The organism is Variovorax endophyticus, assembly GCF_025376855.1.
Lineage (GTDB): Bacteria > Pseudomonadota > Gammaproteobacteria > Burkholderiales > Burkholderiaceae_C > Variovorax.
Map to the genome: position 1 here is coordinate 17,614 of NZ_JAHUTH010000024.1, position 18,981 is coordinate 36,594.

At 70.6% G+C, this 18,981-nt stretch carries 20 protein-coding genes and 1 tRNA gene; 13 read left to right on the forward strand and 8 right to left on the reverse strand.

Features of this window, described 5'->3' with window-relative positions:
• Positions 1-25: 25 nt before the first annotated feature.
• From KV106_RS27200 to KV106_RS27235, 8 genes are all read left to right on the forward strand, one after another.
• A complete protein-coding gene (locus KV106_RS27200) occupies positions 26-1,111 on the forward strand; it encodes an FAD-dependent oxidoreductase (RefSeq protein ID WP_057596682.1) in 1,086 nt (361 codons plus the stop codon).
• Entirely contained in the window at positions 1,108-1,314 is a 207-nt protein-coding gene (gene thiS, locus KV106_RS27205) for a sulfur carrier protein ThiS (RefSeq protein ID WP_261213757.1), read from the forward strand. Before KV106_RS27200 ends, thiS begins: the two co-directional genes overlap by 4 nt.
• Positions 1,315-1,337: 23 nt before the next feature.
• Positions 1,338-2,153: a thiazole synthase gene (locus KV106_RS27210; protein WP_093341443.1), complete on the forward strand. Its 816-nt coding sequence runs from the start codon at positions 1,338-1,340 to the stop codon at positions 2,151-2,153.
• A gap of 8 nt (positions 2,154-2,161) precedes the next feature.
• Positions 2,162-3,118 (forward strand): thiamine phosphate synthase, encoded by a 957-nt coding sequence (thiE, locus tag KV106_RS27215; protein WP_261213758.1) that lies wholly within the window; start codon positions 2,162-2,164, stop codon positions 3,116-3,118.
• Between the two features lie 11 nt (positions 3,119-3,129).
• On the forward strand, positions 3,130-5,268 hold the full coding sequence (locus KV106_RS27220; protein ID WP_261213759.1) for a TonB-dependent siderophore receptor: 2,139 nt from the start codon (positions 3,130-3,132) through the stop codon (positions 5,266-5,268).
• Positions 5,269-5,336: 68 nt separating this feature from the next.
• Positions 5,337-5,412, forward strand: a tRNA-Asn gene (locus tag KV106_RS27225).
• 366 nt (positions 5,413-5,778) lie between these two features.
• A complete protein-coding gene (locus KV106_RS27230) occupies positions 5,779-6,048 on the forward strand; it encodes a hypothetical protein (protein ID WP_057596661.1) in 270 nt (89 codons plus the stop codon).
• A 58-nt stretch (positions 6,049-6,106) separates the two neighbouring features.
• Positions 6,107-6,331: a hypothetical protein gene (locus tag KV106_RS27235; RefSeq protein WP_057596660.1), complete on the forward strand. Its 225-nt coding sequence runs from the start codon at positions 6,107-6,109 to the stop codon at positions 6,329-6,331.
• A 134-nt stretch (positions 6,332-6,465) separates the two neighbouring features.
• Here KV106_RS27235 and KV106_RS27240 read toward each other — a convergent pair whose 3' ends face one another.
• Entirely contained in the window at positions 6,466-6,699 is a 234-nt protein-coding gene (locus tag KV106_RS27240) for a hypothetical protein (protein ID WP_057598089.1), read from the reverse strand.
• Between the two features lie 564 nt (positions 6,700-7,263).
• Here KV106_RS27240 and KV106_RS27245 point away from each other — a divergent pair.
• Entirely contained in the window at positions 7,264-8,154 is an 891-nt protein-coding gene (locus tag KV106_RS27245; RefSeq protein ID WP_057592465.1) for a peptidoglycan-binding protein, read from the forward strand.
• A gap of 62 nt (positions 8,155-8,216) precedes the next feature.
• On the opposite strand, the gene KV106_RS27250 is transcribed toward KV106_RS27245, so the two are convergent.
• Complete coding sequence (locus KV106_RS27250; protein ID WP_057592466.1) at positions 8,217-8,621, reverse strand: GFA family protein; 405 nt, start codon at positions 8,619-8,621, stop codon at positions 8,217-8,219.
• Between the two features lie 95 nt (positions 8,622-8,716).
• On the opposite strand from KV106_RS27250, the gene KV106_RS27255 reads away from it, so the two are divergent.
• The 3 genes from KV106_RS27255 to KV106_RS27265 all read left to right on the forward strand — a co-directional run bounded on the left by KV106_RS27255 (position 8,717) and on the right by KV106_RS27265 (position 12,422).
• Entirely contained in the window at positions 8,717-9,679 is a 963-nt protein-coding gene (locus KV106_RS27255) for a helix-turn-helix transcriptional regulator (protein ID WP_261213767.1), read from the forward strand.
• A 99-nt stretch (positions 9,680-9,778) separates the two neighbouring features.
• Complete coding sequence (locus KV106_RS27260; protein ID WP_057592468.1) at positions 9,779-10,531, forward strand: response regulator transcription factor; 753 nt, start codon at positions 9,779-9,781, stop codon at positions 10,529-10,531.
• 64 nt (positions 10,532-10,595) lie between these two features.
• Positions 10,596-12,422 (forward strand): sensor histidine kinase, encoded by a 1,827-nt coding sequence (locus tag KV106_RS27265; RefSeq protein WP_261213770.1) that lies wholly within the window; start codon positions 10,596-10,598, stop codon positions 12,420-12,422.
• 15 nt (positions 12,423-12,437) lie between these two features.
• On the opposite strand, the gene KV106_RS27270 is transcribed toward KV106_RS27265, so the two are convergent.
• The 5 genes from KV106_RS27270 to KV106_RS27290 form a co-directional block, all read right to left on the reverse strand.
• Positions 12,438-12,794, reverse strand: coding sequence for a hypothetical protein (locus tag KV106_RS27270; protein WP_057592470.1), 357 nt, complete (start codon positions 12,792-12,794; stop codon positions 12,438-12,440).
• Between the two features lie 34 nt (positions 12,795-12,828).
• Positions 12,829-14,304: a DegQ family serine endoprotease gene (locus KV106_RS27275; RefSeq protein ID WP_261213774.1), complete on the reverse strand. Its 1,476-nt coding sequence runs from the start codon at positions 14,302-14,304 to the stop codon at positions 12,829-12,831.
• A 100-nt stretch (positions 14,305-14,404) separates the two neighbouring features.
• On the reverse strand, positions 14,405-15,754 hold the full coding sequence (locus tag KV106_RS27280) for an ATP-binding protein (protein WP_261213776.1): 1,350 nt from the start codon (positions 15,752-15,754) through the stop codon (positions 14,405-14,407).
• A gap of 5 nt (positions 15,755-15,759) precedes the next feature.
• The gene (locus KV106_RS27285; protein WP_057592472.1) at positions 15,760-16,419 is read right to left on the reverse strand and encodes a response regulator; all 660 of its coding nucleotides are present in this window, start codon (positions 16,417-16,419) and stop codon (positions 15,760-15,762) included.
• A gap of 55 nt (positions 16,420-16,474) precedes the next feature.
• On the reverse strand, positions 16,475-17,245 hold the full coding sequence (locus KV106_RS27290; RefSeq protein ID WP_057592473.1) for an IclR family transcriptional regulator domain-containing protein: 771 nt from the start codon (positions 17,243-17,245) through the stop codon (positions 16,475-16,477).
• A 130-nt stretch (positions 17,246-17,375) separates the two neighbouring features.
• Between KV106_RS27290 and pobA the strand changes: the two genes are divergently transcribed.
• A complete protein-coding gene (pobA, locus tag KV106_RS27295) occupies positions 17,376-18,557 on the forward strand; it encodes a 4-hydroxybenzoate 3-monooxygenase (protein WP_261213778.1) in 1,182 nt (393 codons plus the stop codon).
• Here the strand turns inward: pobA and KV106_RS27300 are convergent.
• A complete protein-coding gene (locus KV106_RS27300; protein WP_057592475.1) occupies positions 18,527-18,955 on the reverse strand; it encodes an SRPBCC family protein in 429 nt (142 codons plus the stop codon). The genes pobA and KV106_RS27300 overlap by 31 nt on opposite strands.
• Positions 18,956-18,981 lie beyond the last annotated feature (26 nt).

Sequence of the window (18,981 nt, forward strand, 5' to 3'; positions counted from 1 at the left end):
ATTCGAAGGTGCAAGGAGCATGGCGATGAAGCTGCCCTTCCGATCGGTGGCGATCCTCGGCGCGGGCCTCATGGGCCGGCTGATGGCCGTGACGCTCGCGCGGGCCGGCTGCCGCGTCGACCTCCACGAGGCCGGCAGTGCCGAGGCCGAAGGCGCGGCGGCGCGCGTGGCCGCGGCCATGCTCGCGCCGCTGGCCGAGTCGGCGGTGGCGCCGGTGCCGCTGGTGCGCATGGGCCACCATGCGCTGTCGCGCTGGCCCGAGCTGCTCGCGCCGCTGGCGCGGCCGGTGTTCTTCCAGCGCGAAGGCACGCTGGTGCTGTGGCACCGGCAGGATGCGAACGAGGCCGCGCGGCTCGCGCGCGTGCTGGCCCACACCGGCACGCAGGTGCCCGAGTTGGCGCCGATGCGCACGCTCGATGGCGCGGGCATCGAGGCGCTCGAGCCCTCGCTGGGCCGGCGTTTCGCCAGCGGCCTGTTCCTGCCCGGCGAAGGCCAGCTCGACAATCGCGCGCTGCTGGCCGCGCTGCTCGCGACGCTGCAGGCCGACGACAAGGTTACGCTGCACTGGCAATCGCCGCGCGCGCCCGAGGACTTCGCGCCCGGCTCGCCGGGCCAGCCCGACTGGCTGATCGACTGCCGTGGCCTCGGCGCCCGGCCGCAATGGAACGCGCTGCGCGGCGTGCGCGGCGAGGTGATCCGCGTGCATGCGCCCGACGTGACGCTGGCGCGGCCCACGCGGCTCGTGCATCCACGCTATCCGCTCTACATCGCGCCCAAGCCCGAAGGCCTGTTCGTGATCGGCGCGACCGAGATCGAATCGGACGACATGTCGCCCGCGAGCGTGCGCTCCACGCTCGAGCTGCTCAGTGCCGCCTACGCAGTGCACAGCGGCTTCGCCGAGGCGCGCATCGTCGAGATCGCGACGCAGTGCCGCCCCACCCTGCCCGACAACCTGCCCGCGCTGCGTCAGCCGCGGCCGCGCGTGCTGCAGATCAACGGCCTGTACCGCCACGGTTTCATGATCGCGCCCGCGCTGCTCGACGCCGCGATGGAGTGGCTCGCGCAGGGCCGCTCGCCGCTCGCGCAAGGCTTCGGCCTGGAGACCCCATGACGACGATGAACATCCTGATCAACGACAAGCCCTTCGCGCTGCCCGAGCACGCCACGCTGACCGACGCACTCGCCGCGCTGAATGCCACGCTGCCCTTCGCGGTGGCCGTGAACCGCGAGTTCGTGCCGCGCTCGGCCTATGCCACGCGCGCGCTGCGGCCCGACGACCGCGTCGAAGTGATCCGCCCCGTGACGGGCGGCTGAACGCATTGATGGAGACAAGACCGATGACCACGACCCCGAACGATCCGCTGGTGCTCTACGGCGAGACCTTCCACAGCCGCCTGCTGCTGGGCACCGCGCGCTACCCCTCGCCCGACCTGCTCGAGGCCGCCGTGAAGCGCGCGAAGCCCGCGATGCTCACGGCCTCGCTGCGGCGCCAGACCGCGAACCAGGGCTCGGGCAACAGCGAGCTCGGCAACGGCTTCTGGGAACTGCTGCGCCGGCTCGAGGTGCCGGTGCTGCCCAACACCGCGGGCTGCCACAGCGTGCAGGAAGTGGTCGCCACCGCGCAGATGGCGCGCGAGCTGTTCGACACGCCGTGGATCAAGCTCGAGCTGATCGGCGACGACTACACGCTGCAGCCCGACACGCTGAACCTGGTCGATGCCGCCTCGCAGCTGATCCGCGACGGCTTCAAGGTGCTGCCCTACTGCACGGAGGACCTGGTGCTGTGCCAGCGGCTGGTCGACGTCGGCTGCCAGGCCGTGATGCCCTGGGCCGCGCCGATCGGCACCGGCCGCGGGCCGGTCAACCCCTATGCGCTGCAGGTGCTGCGCGACCGGCTCGAGGTGCCGATGCTGGTCGACGCCGGACTGGGCCTGCCCTCGCATGCCTGCCAGGTGATGGAGTGGGGCTTCGACGGCGTGCTGCTGAACACCGCCGTCGCGCTCGCGCAGGACCCGGTCGCGATGGCCGGTGCCTTCGCCGATGCGGTGCAGGCCGGCCGGGCCGCGCGCCGTGCCGGCGCCATGGCCGCGCAGGATGCGGCGCAGGCGAGCACGCCGGTGCTGGGCACGCCGTTCTGGCATCACGCGGGATGAGCGACACCATGAACGACAGCCTTCACCTGGACCGCGCGCGCGTCGCGCAGGAGATCGTCGCGGCGCATGGCCTGCGCTTCGGCGCCGCCACCTCGGCCCCCGCGGCCGCGATCGCCTACAGCGCCGACGACGCCATCTACCGCGGCGCGCGACAGGCCTGCGGCGCGCTCGGCTTCATCGACATCGACGCCGAATGCATCGCACGCGCCTGGCGCGCGCAGAGCGAGCGCCTCGGCGGCTTCGATGCGCAGCGCTGGCCCGACGCGCCCGCCGATTTCGGCCTGCGCGAATTTCCGCCGGCGGCGCGCGACAATGCCTTCGCGCCCTGCCCCGAGCAGCTCGGCCTCTATGCCGTGCTGCCCGATGCCGCCTGGGTCGGCCGCATGGCGCGCGCGGGCGTGCCGACGGTGCAGCTGCGCTTCAAGTCCGAGGACGCGGCGGCCGTGGCGCGCGAAGTTCACGCGGCCGTGGCGGCCGTGCAAGGTACCGACGCGCTGCTGTTCATCAACGACCACTGGCGCGTGGCGATCGAGGCGCGCGCCTACGGCGTGCACCTGGGCCAGGAAGACCTCGATGCGCTCGCGCCCGAGGAGCTGCAACGGATCCGCGCCGCCGGCCTGCGCCTGGGCGTCAGCACGCACGGCTATGCCGAGATGGTGCGCGCCGACGCGGTCGGCCCCAGCTACATCGCGATGGGTGCGGTCTACCCGACCACGCTCAAGAAGATGGCGACCGCGCCGCAAGGCGTGGCGCGTCTCGCGGCCTACGCGCGCTTGCTGCGCGGCTATCCGCAGGTGGGCATCGGCGGCATCGACGCGCTGCGCCTGCCCGAGGTGCTCGCCACCGGCGTCGGCTCCGTCGCCGTGGTGCGCGCGCTGGTCGCCGCCGAGGACCCCGAGGGCACGGCCGCGCAATGGATGGCAGCGATCGACGCCCACCGCACCGCATCGGCTGCGAAGCCCTGAACACCGACCGAATGACGCATCCTTCTCTTCTTCTTTCCCGCACCCCCGTCGCCTGCGCGATGGCCGCGCTGCTCGCTGCTCACGGTGCCTTCGCCCAGGCACAGGACACCACCGCGCTGCCGGCCGTGACCGTGAACCCCGCCACGCTCGCGCCGCCGGCCGAGATCAGCGGCTTCGGCGACGTGCCACTGCGCGAGCTGCCGCTGTCGGCCACCGTGATCGACAGCAACCAGCTGCGCGCGAGCGGTGCGCGCCGCCTCGCGGACCTCACGCAGTTCGATGCCTCGGTAACCGATGCCTACAACTCGGCCGGCTACTGGGACTACCTCACGGTGCGCGGCTTCGTGCTCGACAACCGCTTCAACTACCGGCGCGAGGGCCTGCCGATCAGCGCCGAGACCTCGATCCCGCTCGACAACAAGGAGCGCGTCGAGATCCTGCGCGGCACCAGCGGCATCCAGGCCGGCACCAGCGCGCCGGGCGGGCTCGTCAACTACGTGGTCAAGCGGCCGACCGAGCACGACCTGCGCGCGGTGCGCATCGAGACCACCAGCCGCGGCAGCCTGCTCGGCGCTGTCGACCTCGGCGGGCGCTTCGGCGCGCAGCGCGAGTTCGGCTACCGGATCAACGTCGCGGCCGAGAACCTCAAGCCGCTGGTGCACGACCTCGACGGCAACCGCAACCTGTTCTCGCTCGCGGCCGACTGGCGCATCACGCGCGACTCGGTGCTCGAGTTCGAGATCGAGAAGAGCCGCAAGACGCAGCCGAGCCAGAATGGCTACAGCCTGCTGGGTGCCCGGCTGCCGGCGCCGGTCGATCCGCGCATCAACCTCAACAACCAGCCCTGGTCGCAGCCTTCGGAATTCGATGCGCTGACCGGTACCTTGCGCTTCAGCCAGGCCATCGACGGCGACTGGCGCTGGAGCGCGCAGCTCGGCCGGCAACGGCTGCGCACCGACGACCGCCTGGCCTATGCCTTCGGCTGCAACGCCGAGGAGAGCTACGACCGTTACTGCAGCGACGGCACCCTCGACGTCTACGATTTCCGCAGCGAGAACGAGCGCCGCACGCAGACCGCGGGCAGCCTCAACCTCAAGGGCAACGTGATGACCGGCAGCGTGCGGCACGAGCTCGGCATCGGCCTGCTGCAAAGCCGCGTGCGCAACCGCTTCCAGAACCAGGCCTACAACTACGCGGGCACCGGCAACATCTGGGCGACCTCCTTCGTGCCGCCGGCGCCCGACGCCACCACGCCGCAGACCAACCGCGACGAGCGCTCGACCGAGCTCACCCTGCAGGACGCGATTCGCTGGAACGAGCGCTTCACCACCTGGGTCGGCGTGCGCCACACGCGGCTCGACCGCAGCAGCATCGGCAACGACGGCTCGAACCCGACCGGCTACAAGCAAAACGTAACCACGCCGTGGGTGGCCGTGAGCTACGTGTTGCGGCCCGAGCTGCTGGCCTATGCGAGCTGGGGCAAGGGCGTGGAGTCGCAGGTGGTGCCGAACCGTCTCCAATACAGCAATGCCGGGCAGGCGCTCGCGGCGCTCGCCTCGCGCCAATGGGAGCTGGGCCTCAAGGGCGGCAACGAGGCCTTCAACTGGCAGCTCGCGTGGTTCGACATCTCGCGGCCGCTGACCAACCTCGATGCCTGCGGCGAATCGTGCACGGTGCGCAACGACGGCCGCGCCGTGCATCGCGGACTCGAGGCCGGTGCGCAATGGAACCAGGGACCGTGGCGCCTCGGCGGCAGCGTGTCGGTCATCGACGCGAAGCGCCGCGGCAGCACGGCCGATCCCGCGCTCAACGGACAGTCGCCGACCAACGTGCCCAAGCAGGTGCTGCGCGCGCAGCTCGCCTACCGCGTGCCCGCGGTGGCGGGCCTCGAGATCGCGGGACAGCTGTCGTACGAAGGCCAACGCAACGTGCTGCCCGACGGTTCGATCCGTCTGCCGTCGTGGACGCGCCTCGATGCGGTGCTGCGCTACGACACCAAGCTCAACGGCGTGAACACCAGCTGGTCGCTGGCCGTCGACAACGTCTTCGATCGCCGCTACTGGAAGGAATCGCCCTACCAGTTCAGCCACGTCTACCTGTTCCCGGGCGCGCCGCGCACGCTGCGACTGGGCGTAAGCATCGCGCTCTGAACTTTTTTAGCGAAAAGTTGCGTCGGTTTGCCAGACCCTCAAAAACGACGCTATAATCTGAGGCTTGTTCCTCGATAGCTCAGTCGGTAGAGCGCCGGACTGTTAATCCGTAGGTCCCTGGTTCGAGCCCAGGTCGAGGAGCCAAAAACAAGCCGCAAGGCTACTGGATGCCCCGCTACTCACAAGGTAGCGGGACATTTTCCTTTGTGCTCGCGCATCGACCTGCAAACGCGTGCCGAAGAACGAATGCGGCAACACGATCGATGGCCGATCGTACGCATCGCATCCGCTCTTTCTTCATCGCCCGCATGCAGCGCGAAGACGACGCGATCGACGAATCGCGCGGACAAAAAAAAGCCCGGCATCGGACCGGGCTCAAGCCTTCTTGCAGTCAAGCATCAAAGGGACGGGCAACCCGTCAAGGAGAATGGAAAGTGGTGCGCCGCGCGCCTGCCATGGGCCGTAGTTTACTGTATATTTGTACAGTTCTCTCAACCCAGGAGTACCGCCATGCCCCGCATCGAACAACCGGTGGTCGTGCCCAACTACGCGCTGACCGACGCCCTCGCCTGGATCTCGAAATTCGCCCATGCCTGGAAGGCGATCGAGCCCGCGCCCGCCACGCTCAGCATCGACGGCTTCATCATCTGGGGACCGGTGCTCTACGAGAAGCACAGCGCCGAAGATCCGGTGCAGCTCGCGGCAAGACTGTTCGGCAGCTCGGGCCCCTACTTCAGATACCTGTACCCGGGTGCGGCGGCCGCGGCCAACCAGGGATGAGGCGCTCGGCGCACGGGTGCATGCCTTGGAAGACGCGGGAATGTCGGAGAATCGTGCGATGAACTGGCATGCACCGTCCCTCCTGGCCCTCCTGTCGATCCCCTGCGCGCTGGCCATCGCCGGCTGCTCGACGCCCCCGAACGAAGTGATGCAGTTCCGCGAAGGCGTTCTGCGCGCCACCACCTACACGCAGGCGCAGATCTACTGCGACAACAAGAGCCAGAGCCCGCGCTGGCTCGGCAAGGCACCGGCCGAGAGCGGCGTGCTGTTTCGCTGCGAATGACGATGCGATGAGACGGGCCGCGCGCTGAACCGCGGCATCGCGAAGACCAGGCGTCATCGGGCTCGCGTCCACACCCGATCCACCCAGGCCGGCAGGCATCGCGCTTGCCGGCCTTTCGTTTTCCGGCCGTTCGATCAGTGCGCCGTCACGCCGCCGCCAGTCGCATCGCGGCGGGTCTTCGCGTTGTCGATGGTCGCGCTGACCGAGCTGGTGTTGATGGCCAGCGCCACGAGCACGGAGCCGACGAAGGCCGGGTCGGTCGAGCCGCTGAATTCCGCCGCGCCCGCGATCGCCAGGGCCTGCTGCACCTGCTGGCGCGTGAGTTCGGCTGCCGCTTCTCCAACGACGTTCTTCTTGGTGGTTGCCATCTGAAAACTCCTGATTCTGGAAGTGAGGAAAAAAGCAAAACAACGCCAGCCGACTGCGAGCCGCGTGAGATCCATCACGCGCCACAACCCTCCGCCAACGATGAAATGTTAACTGGGCGTCAAAAATAAGATGAAGGTTTTCACTCGAAGCGCTCGGTGAGAGCACCGTCGTCGCGCTCATCTTTTCTGAAGATTTCCGGATGGATAATCGCGCCTCGCTACGCCGGCCGGCGCGTCGCGCAAGCCCCCGGGCCTTGCCGTTCGCGCAGCGCACCAGGCGGCGCGTTTCGAAGATGGGCCACCTTCCAAGAGCCCCCGTTCGAGCCGAGGTCGAGGAGCCGTTTTCCATCCCAGGCCATGCCGGACTCCGCACCGCGGACGACGCGCATGCGCACATGACTTTCGACACTGGCGTACCGGGTGACCGGTCCGTATCGTCGCGCGGTCGCTTGCGACGCGGTATCGAATCGGGAGCTCGTATTGGCCACGCGGTCCCACCTTCGGCTGTTCGATAGGGGCGCCTGCCGCGCGGGCGCCGTGTTGTTTCACTTGATAGATCGGGACATGGCTTTTTCCAAACTTTCTCTCGCAAGCGCACTGGCCGGCCTGCTGGCCCTCTCGGGTTGCCAGACCATGGACATGCAGATGGGCAGCCAATCGGCCAAGACCGTGGCCACGGGCAGCGCGGCCGGCGCCGCCACCTCGGGCGAAAGCAGCGCGCTCGAGCGCTGCGACTCGCCGCTGGGCACCGTCTCGCTGATCGAGAACGTGAATGCCGGCTGGTACACGGTGCTGACCGGCGAATACAAGCTGCCGCCCACCGCCAACCTGCTGCGCCTGCTGGTGCAGCAATCGAACTGCTTCGTGGTGGTCGAGCGCGGCGCGGCCGGCATGAACGCGATGACGCGCGAGCGCGCGCTGCAGCAGTCGGGCGAGATGCGTGGCGGCAGCAACTTCGGCCGCGGCCAGATGGTCGCGTCGGACTACGGCCTGTCGCCCGAGATCGTGTTCAGCAACAGCGACGCGGGCGGCCTCGGCGGCGCGCTCGGCGGACTGGTCGGCGGTGGCCGTGGCCGTGCGATCGCGAACCTGGGCGCGAACCTGCAGACCAAGGAAGCCTCGGCGCTGCTGACCCTGATCGACAACCGCTCGGGCGTGCAGGTCGCGGCGGCGGAAGGCAGCGCCTCGAAGACCGACTTCGGCGGCTTCGCCGACCTCGCCGGCGGCCGCGCGGCCGGTGGCATCGGCGGCTACACGCGCACCCCGCAAGGCAAGGTGATCGCGGCGGCTTTCATGGACGCCTTCAACCAGATGGTCCGTTCGCTGCGCAACTACAAGGCGCAGACCGTGCGCGGCCAGGGCCTGGGTGGCGGTGGCCGCCTCGGCGTGGATGGCGGCGCGGCACCGTCGCAGACCTATGTGCCGGCCGAGCAGCCGGCGCGTCGCCGCAAGTAAGCGCGGCGAGAGACGAGCAGCCCCGCCGCCGCCAGGCCGCGGGGCTTTTTATCGCCCGTCTTTCAGAGATGCCGCGTCTCGGCGGGCGGGTTGAACCAGTTGTTGTTGCGCCCGTCCATGTACATCACGGGCGCGGCCACCAGTTCGTCGGGCGTGGCGTCGTCGAGGCAGCTGACATTGATGCTGACGTACTTGCCACCGACCTCGGCCACGTCGCCGCGGCCGAAGGGCCGCACGCCGCAATGGCGGCAGAACAGGTGGTGCGTGCTGTACGAGCCGAACTGGTAGCTCGACAGCTCCTCCTCGCCACTGACCATCCGGAAGGCCTCGGGCCGCACGATCGCCCCCCAGTTGCGCGCCTTGGCGCAGATCGAGCAGTTGCAGCGGCCGGTGCCGGCCGCGAGATCGATGTCGGCCTGGAAGCGAACCTTGCCGCAGTGGCAGCTGCCGTTGTAGGTCTTGAGCATGGGCTTTTCTCCTGGGGTCTGAGGTGTTGGAAGGCCCGAAGACTAAGGTCCATTGCGGACAGATCCTGTCCTCGATCGCAGGCATCATCGTTTCCATGCTCTCCGCCTCCGCCCGCCTCATCCGCCTGTTGTCGCTGTTCCAGCCCCAGCGCGCCTGGACCGGCGCCGAGCTCGCGCGCCGCCTCGAGATCACCGAGCGCACCCTGCGCCGCGACGTCGACCGGCTGCGCAGCCTCGGCTACACGGTCGATTCCACCTCGGGCGTCGCCGGCGGCTACCGACTGGGCGCGGGCAACAGCCTGCCGCCGCTCCTGCTCGAGGACGAGGAAGCGATCGCGGTGGCGGTCGGCCTGGGCGTGGGCCCGGCCTCCAGCGACGGCGGCAACGACATCGAGAACGCCTCGATGCGCGCGCTGGCCAAGCTCGAGCAGCTGATGCCGCCGCGACTGCGCCGCCGGCTCGACAAGCTGCGCGCCACCGTGGTGCCGGTGCTGCAGAAGCGCTCGGACATCCGGCTCAAGGCGGTGTCGCTGTTCGCCGAGGCCTGCGCCGACCGCGCGCTGCTGCGCTTCGGCTACCGCGACCACCACGAGGTCGTCAGCAGCCGCCGCGTGGAGCCGCACCGCGTGGTACAGACCGGCCAGCGCTGGTACCTGCTGGCCTGGGACACGGACCGCGAGGACTGGCGCACCTTCCGGCTCGACCGCATCGTCGATCCCGAGCCCACCGGCGCGCGCTTCACGCCGCGGCGGCTGCCGCACGGCGACATCGCGGCCTACATGCAGCACGCGCTGCAGATCTCGCCCTACCTGCACCATGCGCGCGTGCTGGTGCATGCGCCCGTGGCCGCGCTCGACGGCCAGTTGTCGTGGGTCGGCGGCGTGCCCGAGGCCGTGGCGCCCGACCGCACGCGCATCCAGACCGCGGCCAATTCGCTCGATGCGCTGGCGGTCTGGCTCGGCTGCCTGGGGCACGACTTCGAGGTCGAGTCGCCGCCCGAGCTCGGCGCGCACCTGCAGCGCGTGGCGTCGAGGCTGGCGCGCATGTCGGCCGCCTGAACGCGCGACCCGCGCCCCTCCCACGTATATAGGATGGGCACGGCGCGCGCCGGCCCCTACGCTGCGGGTCCGCCCACCCGAGGACCGCAGCCCCGCGCCATGGCCATCGACACCGCAGCCGCTCCCCTTCTCTCGACCACGCAGGTCGCGCTGGTCGAGGACGACACCGGCATGCGCGAGCGCCTCGCCCGCGTGATCGATGCCGACCCCTCGCTGACCCTGGCCCATTGCGCCTCGACCGCAACCGAGCTGCTGGCTTGGCTCGAGGACAACCCGGTCGACGTGCTGCTGGTCGACCTGGGCCTGCCCGACATCCCGGGGCTGCAGGTCATCGACCGCTGCCGCGGCATGCAGCCCGCCTGCGCGGTGATGGTGCTGTCGATCTTCGGCGACGAAGCCAACATGCTGCGCGCCTTCGAGGCCGGCGCCAGCGGCTACCTGCTCAAGGACGGCACCGAGCGCGACCTCGCGGCCCACATCCGCCACCTGCGCGCGGGCGGCTCGCCGATGTCGCCGGTGATCGCGCGGCAGCTGCTGCGCCGCTGGCAGGCCCGCACCGACGCCCCCGTGCCTGCCGGCGCCGCCGCGCTGGTCGGGCTGGCCCAGGACACGATCGGCTCGGCCATGGCATCCTCGGCACTCCCTCGCACGCCGCCGGTGCGGCTGTCGCCGCGCGAATCGGAGGTGCTGGACCTCGTCTCCCGTGGTTTCACCTATGCCGAAGTCGGCGCGCGGATGGGAGTCTCGGCTTCGACCGTTCAAACCCATATCCGCAATATCTACGGCAAGCTGGATGTCCACAACAAGTCCGAAGCCGTGTTCGAGGCGCGCAACCTGGGCTGGCTGCCCTGAGCAGCCTGCCGCCGCCTCTTCTTCCGATCTGCGCTTCCTGTTCGCCCTGGTCGCCGCGCTGCTGTTGATCGCAGGCCCGGCCATCGCCAGCAGCACCGCCACGCCCTACACCGTCACCAGCGCCGAGGCCCGCCTCGAACCCGACGGCCTGCCCGCCGAGGAACGCCAAGTGCAGTTGCCGTTCCGCTGGGACCATGCCTTTCCGGGCCGCGGCGGCAAGGCCACCTACCGCATCGCCCTTCCCGCCGCGGCGGCGCCCGCGAGCGAACCGGCCGCGCTGCTGTTCGCGGGCGTGGGCAACCAGGTCGCAATCGAGTTCAACGGCACGCCGCTCGCGGGCTTCGGCACGCTCGGCGATCCGTCCTACGACACCAAGGGCACGCCCTTCGTGCCGGTGGCCGCGTCGCTGCAGCGCACCGGCGCCGCGCAGGAACTGGTGATCCGCACCACCGTGCAACGCCAGCGCGGCGCGGCTTTGGCCACCCTGCAGTACGGCACCGAGCGCGAGCTGCTGCCGCGCTACCGCGGCTACCAGCGCTGGCGCCACACCTCAGTGATCGTCAACGCGGCCGTCCTCGCGCTGATGGGCTGCCTGTCGGGCGCGCTCTGGCTGCGCCAGCGCCATGCGCTCTACGGCTGCTTCGCGCTCGCCGCGCTCTCGGGCCTGCCGCACAACATCGACCGGGTGCGGCCCGACATGAACCTGCCCTGGCCGCTCTGGGGCGTGGTGGTCGCGGTCTGCTATGCGCTGCACATCGGGCTCATCACGCGCTTCGTGCTGCTGGCGCTGCAGCGCGGTTCGGTGGGGCTGGTGCGCGCGCTCTACGCGGCTATGGGTATCGCGATGGCGAGCGCCATCGCGGCCTTCGCGCTGGCCTGGCCGGCGCTGTGGACCGCCGGGCTGGTGCTGCTGAACCTCACCGGCGTGGCCTGCCTGCCGGTGGTGGCGCGCAGCGCCTGGGTGGAGCGCCGACCGATCGCCATGGTGCTGCTGCTGGCGGGCGTGCTCGCGATCCTCGCGGGCATGTACGACCTGCTGCTGATGCGCATGGGCTTCTTCGGTGGCTCCGACACCTCGCAGACGCCGCGCGCGATGTTCTTCTTCGTGCTGATCCTCGCGGGCCTGGTGGTCGACCGCTACAGCCGCACCGTGGCCGACTACGGCGCGCTCAACGCCACCCTGGCCGAGCGGGTGGCCGAGCGCGAGGGACAGCTGCGCGTGGCCTTCGACGCGCTGCGGCTGCAGCAGCAGGAACAGGCCGTGCTGCTCGAGCGCCAGCGCATCATGCGCGAGATCCACGACGGCGTCGGCTCGCAGCTCGTGGGCCTGCTCAACGTCGTGACCCAGCCCGCGCCCGACCGCGCCGTGGTCGAGGAGCACGTGAAGCTCGCGCTCGACGAGATGCGCATGGCGGTCGACTCGCTGCAGCCCACGCACGACGACCTCGCGACCGTGCTCGCCACCCTGCGCTACCGGCTGCAGCCGCGGCTGGACGCGGCCGGCATCGCGCTCGAGTGGGACGTGGGCGTGATACCGCCGGTGGCGCCGTTCTCGGCCCAGGCCGCGCTGCAGTTGCAGCGCATCCTGCTCGAGGCCTTCACCAACGTGCTCAAGCACGCGCGCGCGACGCGCATCGTGCTGCATGCGCGCTGGCAGGCCGAGGCGCAGCCCCCGCACGTGCGCATCGTGCTGACGGACGACGGCATCGGCCCGCGGCCCGCGGACGCCGCGCCGAAGGCCACGGGGCATGGCCTCGCGAACATGCGGGCGCGCGCGCTGAGCATCGGCGCGCGGCTGGTGATAGAGCCGGCCGAGGCGCGGGAGAACGCCGCCGGCGGCACGCGCATCACGCTCGAGTGGCCGGGCGCGCTCGACTGCCCGCGGCACTGAACGCGGCCACCGGGTTCAGCGCAGCGCGAAGGTCAGCGCCACGGCACCGAGCGCCAGCAGCGCCAGGCCCGCGATGAACACCACCTCGCCCCAGGCCTCGAGTCGCGCGCCCGAGCGCCGCATGCGCATCGAGATGAACGACAGCAACGCGCTGGCCAGGAAGACCAGCGCGTCGACCGCGAGCAGCCGATCGATCACCAGCCGCAGATCGTCGCGCGGACCGAGGTGCCCGATGGACATCACGGTCATGCACACGCCGATCATGGTGGCGGAGGTCGGCAGGATGTGGGCCGACAGCCCGTTGGCGGCGCTGTCGGCAGGGTCGAGGTGCTCGGCCTGCGGGGCCGAAGACCGTCGGTGCGGCGGCTTCATCGGTCGTCGCGCGTCGGGGTCCGGCCCGGGGCGGTCAGCCGATGCGCACCGGCACGAAGATCTTGTCGTCGCCGCGCTGGATCAGCAGCGCCACCGACTTGTCGGCCTTCGCGACCACCTCGCGCACCTGCTCCACGGTCTTGGCGGGCGTGCCGTTGATCGCCAGCAGCACGTCGCCGGCCTGCACGCCGGCCATCGCCGACGGGCCGGCCGCGTCCTCGATCAGCAGGCCGGTCTCGACCGCGGCCTCGCGCTTCTCGTCGGGCTGCAGCGGCCGCAGCGCCAGGCCCAGCTTGCCCTGGCCGGTGGCCTTGTCGGCCTTCGCCACCTGGGCCGGCTTGTCGCTGGCATCGCCGAGCTTCGCCGTCAGCTCCTGGCGTTCGCCCTGGCGCCACACCTCGAGCGTGACCTTGGTGCCGGGCGCCTGCTGGCCGATCACCGCGGGCAGGTCGCCCGAGGACACGATGGGCTGGTCGCCGACCTTGCGGATCACGTCGCCGGCCTTCAGGCCCGCCTTGTCGCCGGGGCCGCCCTTCTCGATGTTCGAGACCAGCGCGCCCTCGGGCTTGTCGAGCTTGAAGGAATCGGCGAAGGCCTGGTTCACTTCCTGTACCGCCACGCCGAGGCGGCCATGCACGGCCTTGCCGGTGGCGACGATCTGGTCCTTGACCTGCACCGCCACGTCGATCGGGATCGAGAACGACACGCCCTGGTAGCCGCCGCTGCGGCTGTAGATCTGCGAGTTGATGCCGACCACCTCGCCGCGCGTGTTGAGCAGCGGGCCGCCCGAGTTGCCGGGGTTCACGGCCACGTCGGTCTGGATGAAGGGCACGTAGCTGTCGTCGGGCAGCGTGCGGCCCTTGGCGCTGACCACGCCGGCCGTCACGGTGTTCTCGAAGCCGAAGGGCGAGCCGATGGCCAGCACCCATTCGCCGACCTTCAGGTCCTTGGTGTTGCCCAGCGCGAGCACCGGCAGGTTCTTGGCGTCGATCTTGAGCACCGCGATGTCGGTCTTGGCATCGGCGCCGAGCACCTTGGCGCGGTACTCGCGGCGGTCGGTGAGCTTGACGGTGACTTCCTTCGCGTCCTTCACCACGTGGGCGTTCGTCAGGATGATGCCGTTGGCATCGACGATGAAGCCCGAGCCCTGGGCGCGCACCGGCACGTCGCGCTGCTGCTGGCCGCGCGGGTTCATCTGCCCCTGGAAGCGGCGGAAGAACTGGAACATCGGGTCATCGGGATCGATGCCCTGGATCTGCGCGGCCTGCTCGTCGTCCGAGGCCTTCATGGTGCCGGTGACGCTGATGTTGACCACGGCCGCGCCGTCGCGCGCGGTGATGGTCGAGAAGTCGGGCAGCGTGACCATGGCGGCCGGTGCGGTCGCGGTGGCGTTGGTGGGCGTGCCCACGGCGCGCGCGCTGGTGTAGGCGCCGGCGCCGACGGCGCCGATCACGCCCGCGGTGGCCAGGGCCAGGACCAGGGCACGGGGCGAAGTCAGTCGGGTGTTCATGGATCGGTTCCTTTCATTGCGTCGTGACGCTGATGCGATGGAAGGAATGTCGTTGCGCTGACTTAAGCGCCGCTTAAAGGGAAATTCCGGCGACGCCCCCTCAGGCCCGCGTCGGAAAGCGCACCACCACGCGCAGCCCGCCCAGGCTCGGCGAGGCATCGAGCGCCACGCTCGCGCCATGCAGCTCGGCGATCGACTTGACGATCGAGAGGCCGAGTCCGCTGCCCGGCGCCTGCGGCTCGCCCGAGCGGTAGAAGCGGTCGAGCACGCGCTCGCGCTCGGTGGGCGGCAGGCCCGGGCCGCTGTCGTCGACGCTGAGCTCGACCGCGTCGTCCAGGCGCGCGATCGCGATGTCGACGCGGCCTTCCTCGGGCGTGTACTTCACGGCGTTCTCGAGCAGGTTGCGCAGCAGCATGCGCAGCGCCTCGGACTGACCCTTCACCGTGGCGCCCTCGTCGGCGCGCGCGATGCCGATGTCGATGCGCCGCGCCTGGGCCGCGGCCACGGCGTCCGACACGGCCAGCCGCGCCACCTCCGCGAGTGCCACCGGCTCGGGCGGCGCGCCCGCGGCCATGCTGGCCTCGTGGCGCGCGAGCGCGAGCATCTGCTCGACCAGCCGCGTCGCGCGGTCGATGCCCGCCACCAATCGGCCGATGGCGAGCTCGCGCGCGCCGTCGTCGCTGGCGCGCTGCAGGCCCTGCACCTGCAGCTTGAGTGCGGCCAGCGGCGAGCGCAGCTCGTGCGCCGCGTCGGCCACGAAGTGCTTCTGCGCCTCGAAGGCCTGCCGCACGCGGTCGAACAGCAGGTTGAGCTCCTGCACCAGCGGCCGTACCTCGTCGGGCAGCTTCTCCTCGCTCACGGGCGAGAGATCGTCGGCCTGGCGCGAGGCCACCTGGGTGCGCACGCGCGCCACCGGCGCGAGCGAGCGGCTCACCACCCACCACACGACCAGCATCAGCAGCGGCGCCATCAGCGCCACCGGCGCGACGGTGCGCAGCGCCAGGGTGCCGGCCATGTGCTGGCGCGCCGCCATGTCCTGCGCCACCTGGATCACCAGCCCGCGCGTCTGCATCGAGAACACGCGGTAGGTGGTGCCGCGCGCGCGCACGTCGGCGAAGCCCAGTACCGCGAGCTGCGGCAGCGCGGCCTGGTCGGCCGACTCGAAGATGCGCACGCCGTCGGCGGTCCAGACCTGCACCACGAAATCGAAGTTCTGCTCGGCGCCGCCGAGGCCGCCCACCGCCGCGCTGGGCGGCAGGCCCGCGCGCAGCGACAGCGCCATCTGCTGCATGTGGTAGTCGAAGATCTCGTCGGCCTCCTTGAGCACGGTGCGGTAGGCCACCAGCGCCTGCGCGCCGGCCGCCAGCACGATGGCCGCGAGCAGAAACCACAAGAGGCGCGCGCGCAGCGAGCCGGTCATGCGCGCGATCAGTCCCATCACGCCGCTCATGCCGCTCACGCCTTCGGCACCATGTAGCCAACGCCGCGCACGTTGCGGATCAGCTCCGCGCCGAGCTTCTTGCGCAGGCCGTGCACGTAGACCTCGACCGCGTTGCTGCTGATCTCGTCCTTCCAGCTGTAGAGCTTCTCCTCGAGCTGCGCGCGCGAGAGCACCATGCCGGGCCGCGCCAGCAGCGGCTCGAGCACGGCCCATTCGCGCGCCGACAGCACCACGGGCTGGCCGGCCACGCTGACCTCGCGGGTGGCGGGATTGATGCTCACGCCCATGTGTTCGTAGACCGGCTCGGCGCGCCCGGCCGCGCGGCGCAGCAGCGCGCGGATGCGCGCCAGCAGCTCGTCGAGGTCGTAGGGCTTGAGCACGTAGTCGTCGGCGCCGGCATCCAGGCCCTCGATGCGCTGCTGGATCGAGTCGCGCGCGGTGGCGATCAGCACCGGCATGCGCTGCTTGCGCGCACGCAGGTTGCGCAGCACCTCCAGGCCGTCGCGGCGCGGCACGCCGAGGTCGAGCAGCACCAGGTCGTAGTCCTGGGTGCGCAGCGCCGACTCGGCGCTATCGCCGTCCTTGACCCAGTCGACCGCGTACTGCTCGGCCCGCAGCAGGTCGAGCACGGCTTCGCCGATCATCACGTCGTCTTCGAGGAGCAGCAGTCGCATGGCGGGTTCCTGGAGTTCTGGTTTCGAGGTTCGAGGCGGCCGGATCGGGCGAAGTTCAAAGCAGCGCGCGCACCTCGCGCGCGGCCTCGAACAGCAGCGGCAGCATGTCGCGCCGCACGGCCTCCTCCTGGTAGCGCGCGCCCGACAGCACCACGTTGAGCGCGGCCACCGTGTGGCCCTGCATGTCGCGCAACGGCACGGCCAGCGCCTGCACGCCGAGCTCGTGCTCCTCGCTCGCGAAGCAATGGTCTTCCTTGCGCGCGCGCGTCACCAGCTGGCGCAGCGCGCGCGCCTGGGTGGTGGTCTGCGGCGTGAGTCGCGCCAGGTGGCGGCCCGTGAGCCAGCGCGTGAACTCGGCCGGCGGCAGCGCGGCCAGCAGCACGCGGCCGGTGGAGGTGGCATGGGCCGGCAGCCGCGCGCCCAGGTGCAGGCCGTAGGCCAGCACGCGCGTGGGCGTGCCGTAGCTGCCGCTGCGCGCCACGATCACCACCTCCTCGCCGTCGAGCACCACGGCCGAGAAGGATTCGCCGGTCTGCGCCGCGAGCCGGTTCAGCGTGGGCTGCAGCGCGCGCGGCAGGCGCGACGAGGCCAGGTAGCTGCCCGAGAAGCGCAGCACCTTGGGCGCCATCCAGAAGTAGCTGCCGTCGGTCTCGAGATAGCCCAGGTGCGCCAGGGTCAGCAGGTGCCGGCGCGCCGCGGCGCGCGTGAGGCCGGCGCGTTCGGCCGCCAGGGTGGCGTTGAGGCGCTGGCGCTCGGTGTCGAAACTTTCGAGCACCGCCATTCCCTTGGCGATGCCCTCGATGAAGTCGGCTCTGGCGATGGTCATGAGTGAGGCGAAGCGGGAAGTTGCGCGATCATCGCGCAGCCATTCGCATGATCGCACACAGCCGCATCGCCCGGCATGCCAGGGCGGCGCGCGCGCCCTACGCTTCGCGGAACTTCTCGGAGACAACGACATGCGCACCCAGGTAGCGATCATCGGCGCCGGCCCGGCCGGCCTTCTGCTCGGCCAGCTTCTGTTCAAGGCCGGCATCGACAACGTCATCGTCGAACGCCAGAGCGGCGACTACGTGCTCGGGCGCATCCGCGCGGGCGTGCTCGAGCAGGTCACGATGGACCTGCTGGAGCGTGCCGGCGTCGACGCCCGCGCCAAGGCCGAGGGCCTGCCGCACGGGGGCATCGAGCTGCTGTTCAAGGGCGCGCGCCACCGCATCGACATGCACGGCCTCACGGGCGGCAAGCAGGTCACGGTGTACGGCCAGACCGAGGTGACGCGCGACCTGATGGAAGCGCGCGCGGCCGAGGGCCTGGCCACCGTCTACAGCGCGGCCAACGTGAGCCTGCACGACTTCGATTCACGCTCGCCGCGCGTGCGCTACGAGAAGGACGGCCAGACGCACGAGATCGAGTGCGACTTCATCGCCGGCTGCGACGGCTACCACGGCGTGAGCCGCGCGAGCGTGCCGGCCGATGCGATCCAGACCTACGAGAAGGTCTACCCCTTCGGCTGGCTCGGGGTACTGGCCGACGTGCCGCCGGTGTCGCACGAGCTGATCTACGCCAACACCGAGCGCGGCTTCGCGCTGTGCAGCATGCGCAGCGCCACGCGCAGCCGCTACTACGTGCAGGTGCCGACCGAGGAACGGGTGGAGAACTGGAGCGACGAGGCCTTCTGGAACGAGCTGCGCGCGCGCCTCGACCCGGAAGCGCGCGAGCGGCTGGTGACCGGCCCCTCGCTCGAGAAGAGCATCGCGCCGCTGCGCAGCTTCGTGGCCGAGCCGATGCGCTTCGGTTCGCTGTTCCTGGCCGGCGACGCGGCGCACATCGTGCCGCCGACCGGCGCCAAGGGGCTGAACCTCGCGACCGCCGACGTGGGCTACCTGTCGCGCGCCTTCGAGATCTTCTACCGCGAGCGCTCGGCCTCGGCGCTCGACCGCTATTCCGACCTGTGCCTGCGCAGGGTCTGGAAGGCCGAGCGCTTCTCGTGGTGGTTCACCTCGTTGATGCACCGCTTCCCCGAGACGGGCGCCTTCGGCCAGAAGATCCAGGAGGCCGAGCTCGACTACCTCGTGCATTCGCACGCGGCCTCGACCTCGCTGGCAGAGAACTACGTCGGGCTGCCGCTCGAGGACTTCTGAGCCTCGGCCTCGAGCTTCTTCTTCATCGCGGCCGCGCCCTCGTCCATCATGCCTGCGATGTGGGGCGCGAGTTCGTCGGGCAGCACGTCGGTGATCCAGACGAAGCGCGAGCGCCCTTCGCCCGCGTCGAACACCTGCGCCGACGCATGGTGATGCCGCATGCGGCTGCCCGTGACGGTGTAGGCGATGCGGCGCAGCGACTCGTCGATCGACACCGGCAGCTCGCGCGCCACGCTGCCGTTGGAGAAGTCGAGGACGCGCGCGCCCTCCTCGTCGATGCGGCAGGCCGTGAGGAAGCCCGGCGCGAGCCGCTCGTGCACGGCACGGAAGTCGCGCAGCGCGTCCCAGACCTGCGCCGCGCTCGCGGCGAGTTCGAATTCCCGGTGGATGGTGGCCATGGCGGGCTCCTTCGCGCTCAGGGATG

Bases quoted from the DNA above. Each gene is read 5' to 3' on its own strand.
- KV106_RS27200 (WP_057596682.1), top strand. From the start codon at position 26: ATGAAGCTGCCCTTCCGATCGGTGGCGATCCTCGGCGCGGGCCTCATG.
- thiS (WP_261213757.1), top strand. From the start codon at position 1,108: ATGACGACGATGAACATCCTGATCAACGACAAGCCCTTCGCGCTGCCC.
- KV106_RS27210 (WP_093341443.1), top strand. From the start codon at position 1,338: ATGACCACGACCCCGAACGATCCGCTGGTGCTCTACGGCGAGACCTTC.
- thiE (WP_261213758.1), top strand. From the start codon at position 2,162: ATGAACGACAGCCTTCACCTGGACCGCGCGCGCGTCGCGCAGGAGATC.
- KV106_RS27220 (WP_261213759.1), top strand. From the start codon at position 3,130: ATGACGCATCCTTCTCTTCTTCTTTCCCGCACCCCCGTCGCCTGCGCG.
- KV106_RS27230 (WP_057596661.1), top strand. From the start codon at position 5,779: ATGCCCCGCATCGAACAACCGGTGGTCGTGCCCAACTACGCGCTGACC.
- KV106_RS27235 (WP_057596660.1), top strand. From the start codon at position 6,107: ATGAACTGGCATGCACCGTCCCTCCTGGCCCTCCTGTCGATCCCCTGC.
- KV106_RS27240 (WP_057598089.1), bottom strand. From the start codon at position 6,699: ATGGCAACCACCAAGAAGAACGTCGTTGGAGAAGCGGCAGCCGAACTC.
- KV106_RS27245 (WP_057592465.1), top strand. From the start codon at position 7,264: ATGGCTTTTTCCAAACTTTCTCTCGCAAGCGCACTGGCCGGCCTGCTG.
- KV106_RS27250 (WP_057592466.1), bottom strand. From the start codon at position 8,621: ATGCTCAAGACCTACAACGGCAGCTGCCACTGCGGCAAGGTTCGCTTC.
- KV106_RS27255 (WP_261213767.1), top strand. From the start codon at position 8,717: ATGCTCTCCGCCTCCGCCCGCCTCATCCGCCTGTTGTCGCTGTTCCAG.
- KV106_RS27260 (WP_057592468.1), top strand. From the start codon at position 9,779: ATGGCCATCGACACCGCAGCCGCTCCCCTTCTCTCGACCACGCAGGTC.
- KV106_RS27270 (WP_057592470.1), bottom strand. From the start codon at position 12,794: ATGAAGCCGCCGCACCGACGGTCTTCGGCCCCGCAGGCCGAGCACCTC.
- KV106_RS27275 (WP_261213774.1), bottom strand. From the start codon at position 14,304: ATGAACACCCGACTGACTTCGCCCCGTGCCCTGGTCCTGGCCCTGGCC.
- KV106_RS27280 (WP_261213776.1), bottom strand. From the start codon at position 15,754: ATGAGCGGCGTGATGGGACTGATCGCGCGCATGACCGGCTCGCTGCGC.
- KV106_RS27285 (WP_057592472.1), bottom strand. From the start codon at position 16,419: ATGCGACTGCTGCTCCTCGAAGACGACGTGATGATCGGCGAAGCCGTG.
- KV106_RS27290 (WP_057592473.1), bottom strand. From the start codon at position 17,245: ATGACCATCGCCAGAGCCGACTTCATCGAGGGCATCGCCAAGGGAATG.
- pobA (WP_261213778.1), top strand. From the start codon at position 17,376: ATGCGCACCCAGGTAGCGATCATCGGCGCCGGCCCGGCCGGCCTTCTG.
- KV106_RS27300 (WP_057592475.1), bottom strand. From the start codon at position 18,955: ATGGCCACCATCCACCGGGAATTCGAACTCGCCGCGAGCGCGGCGCAG.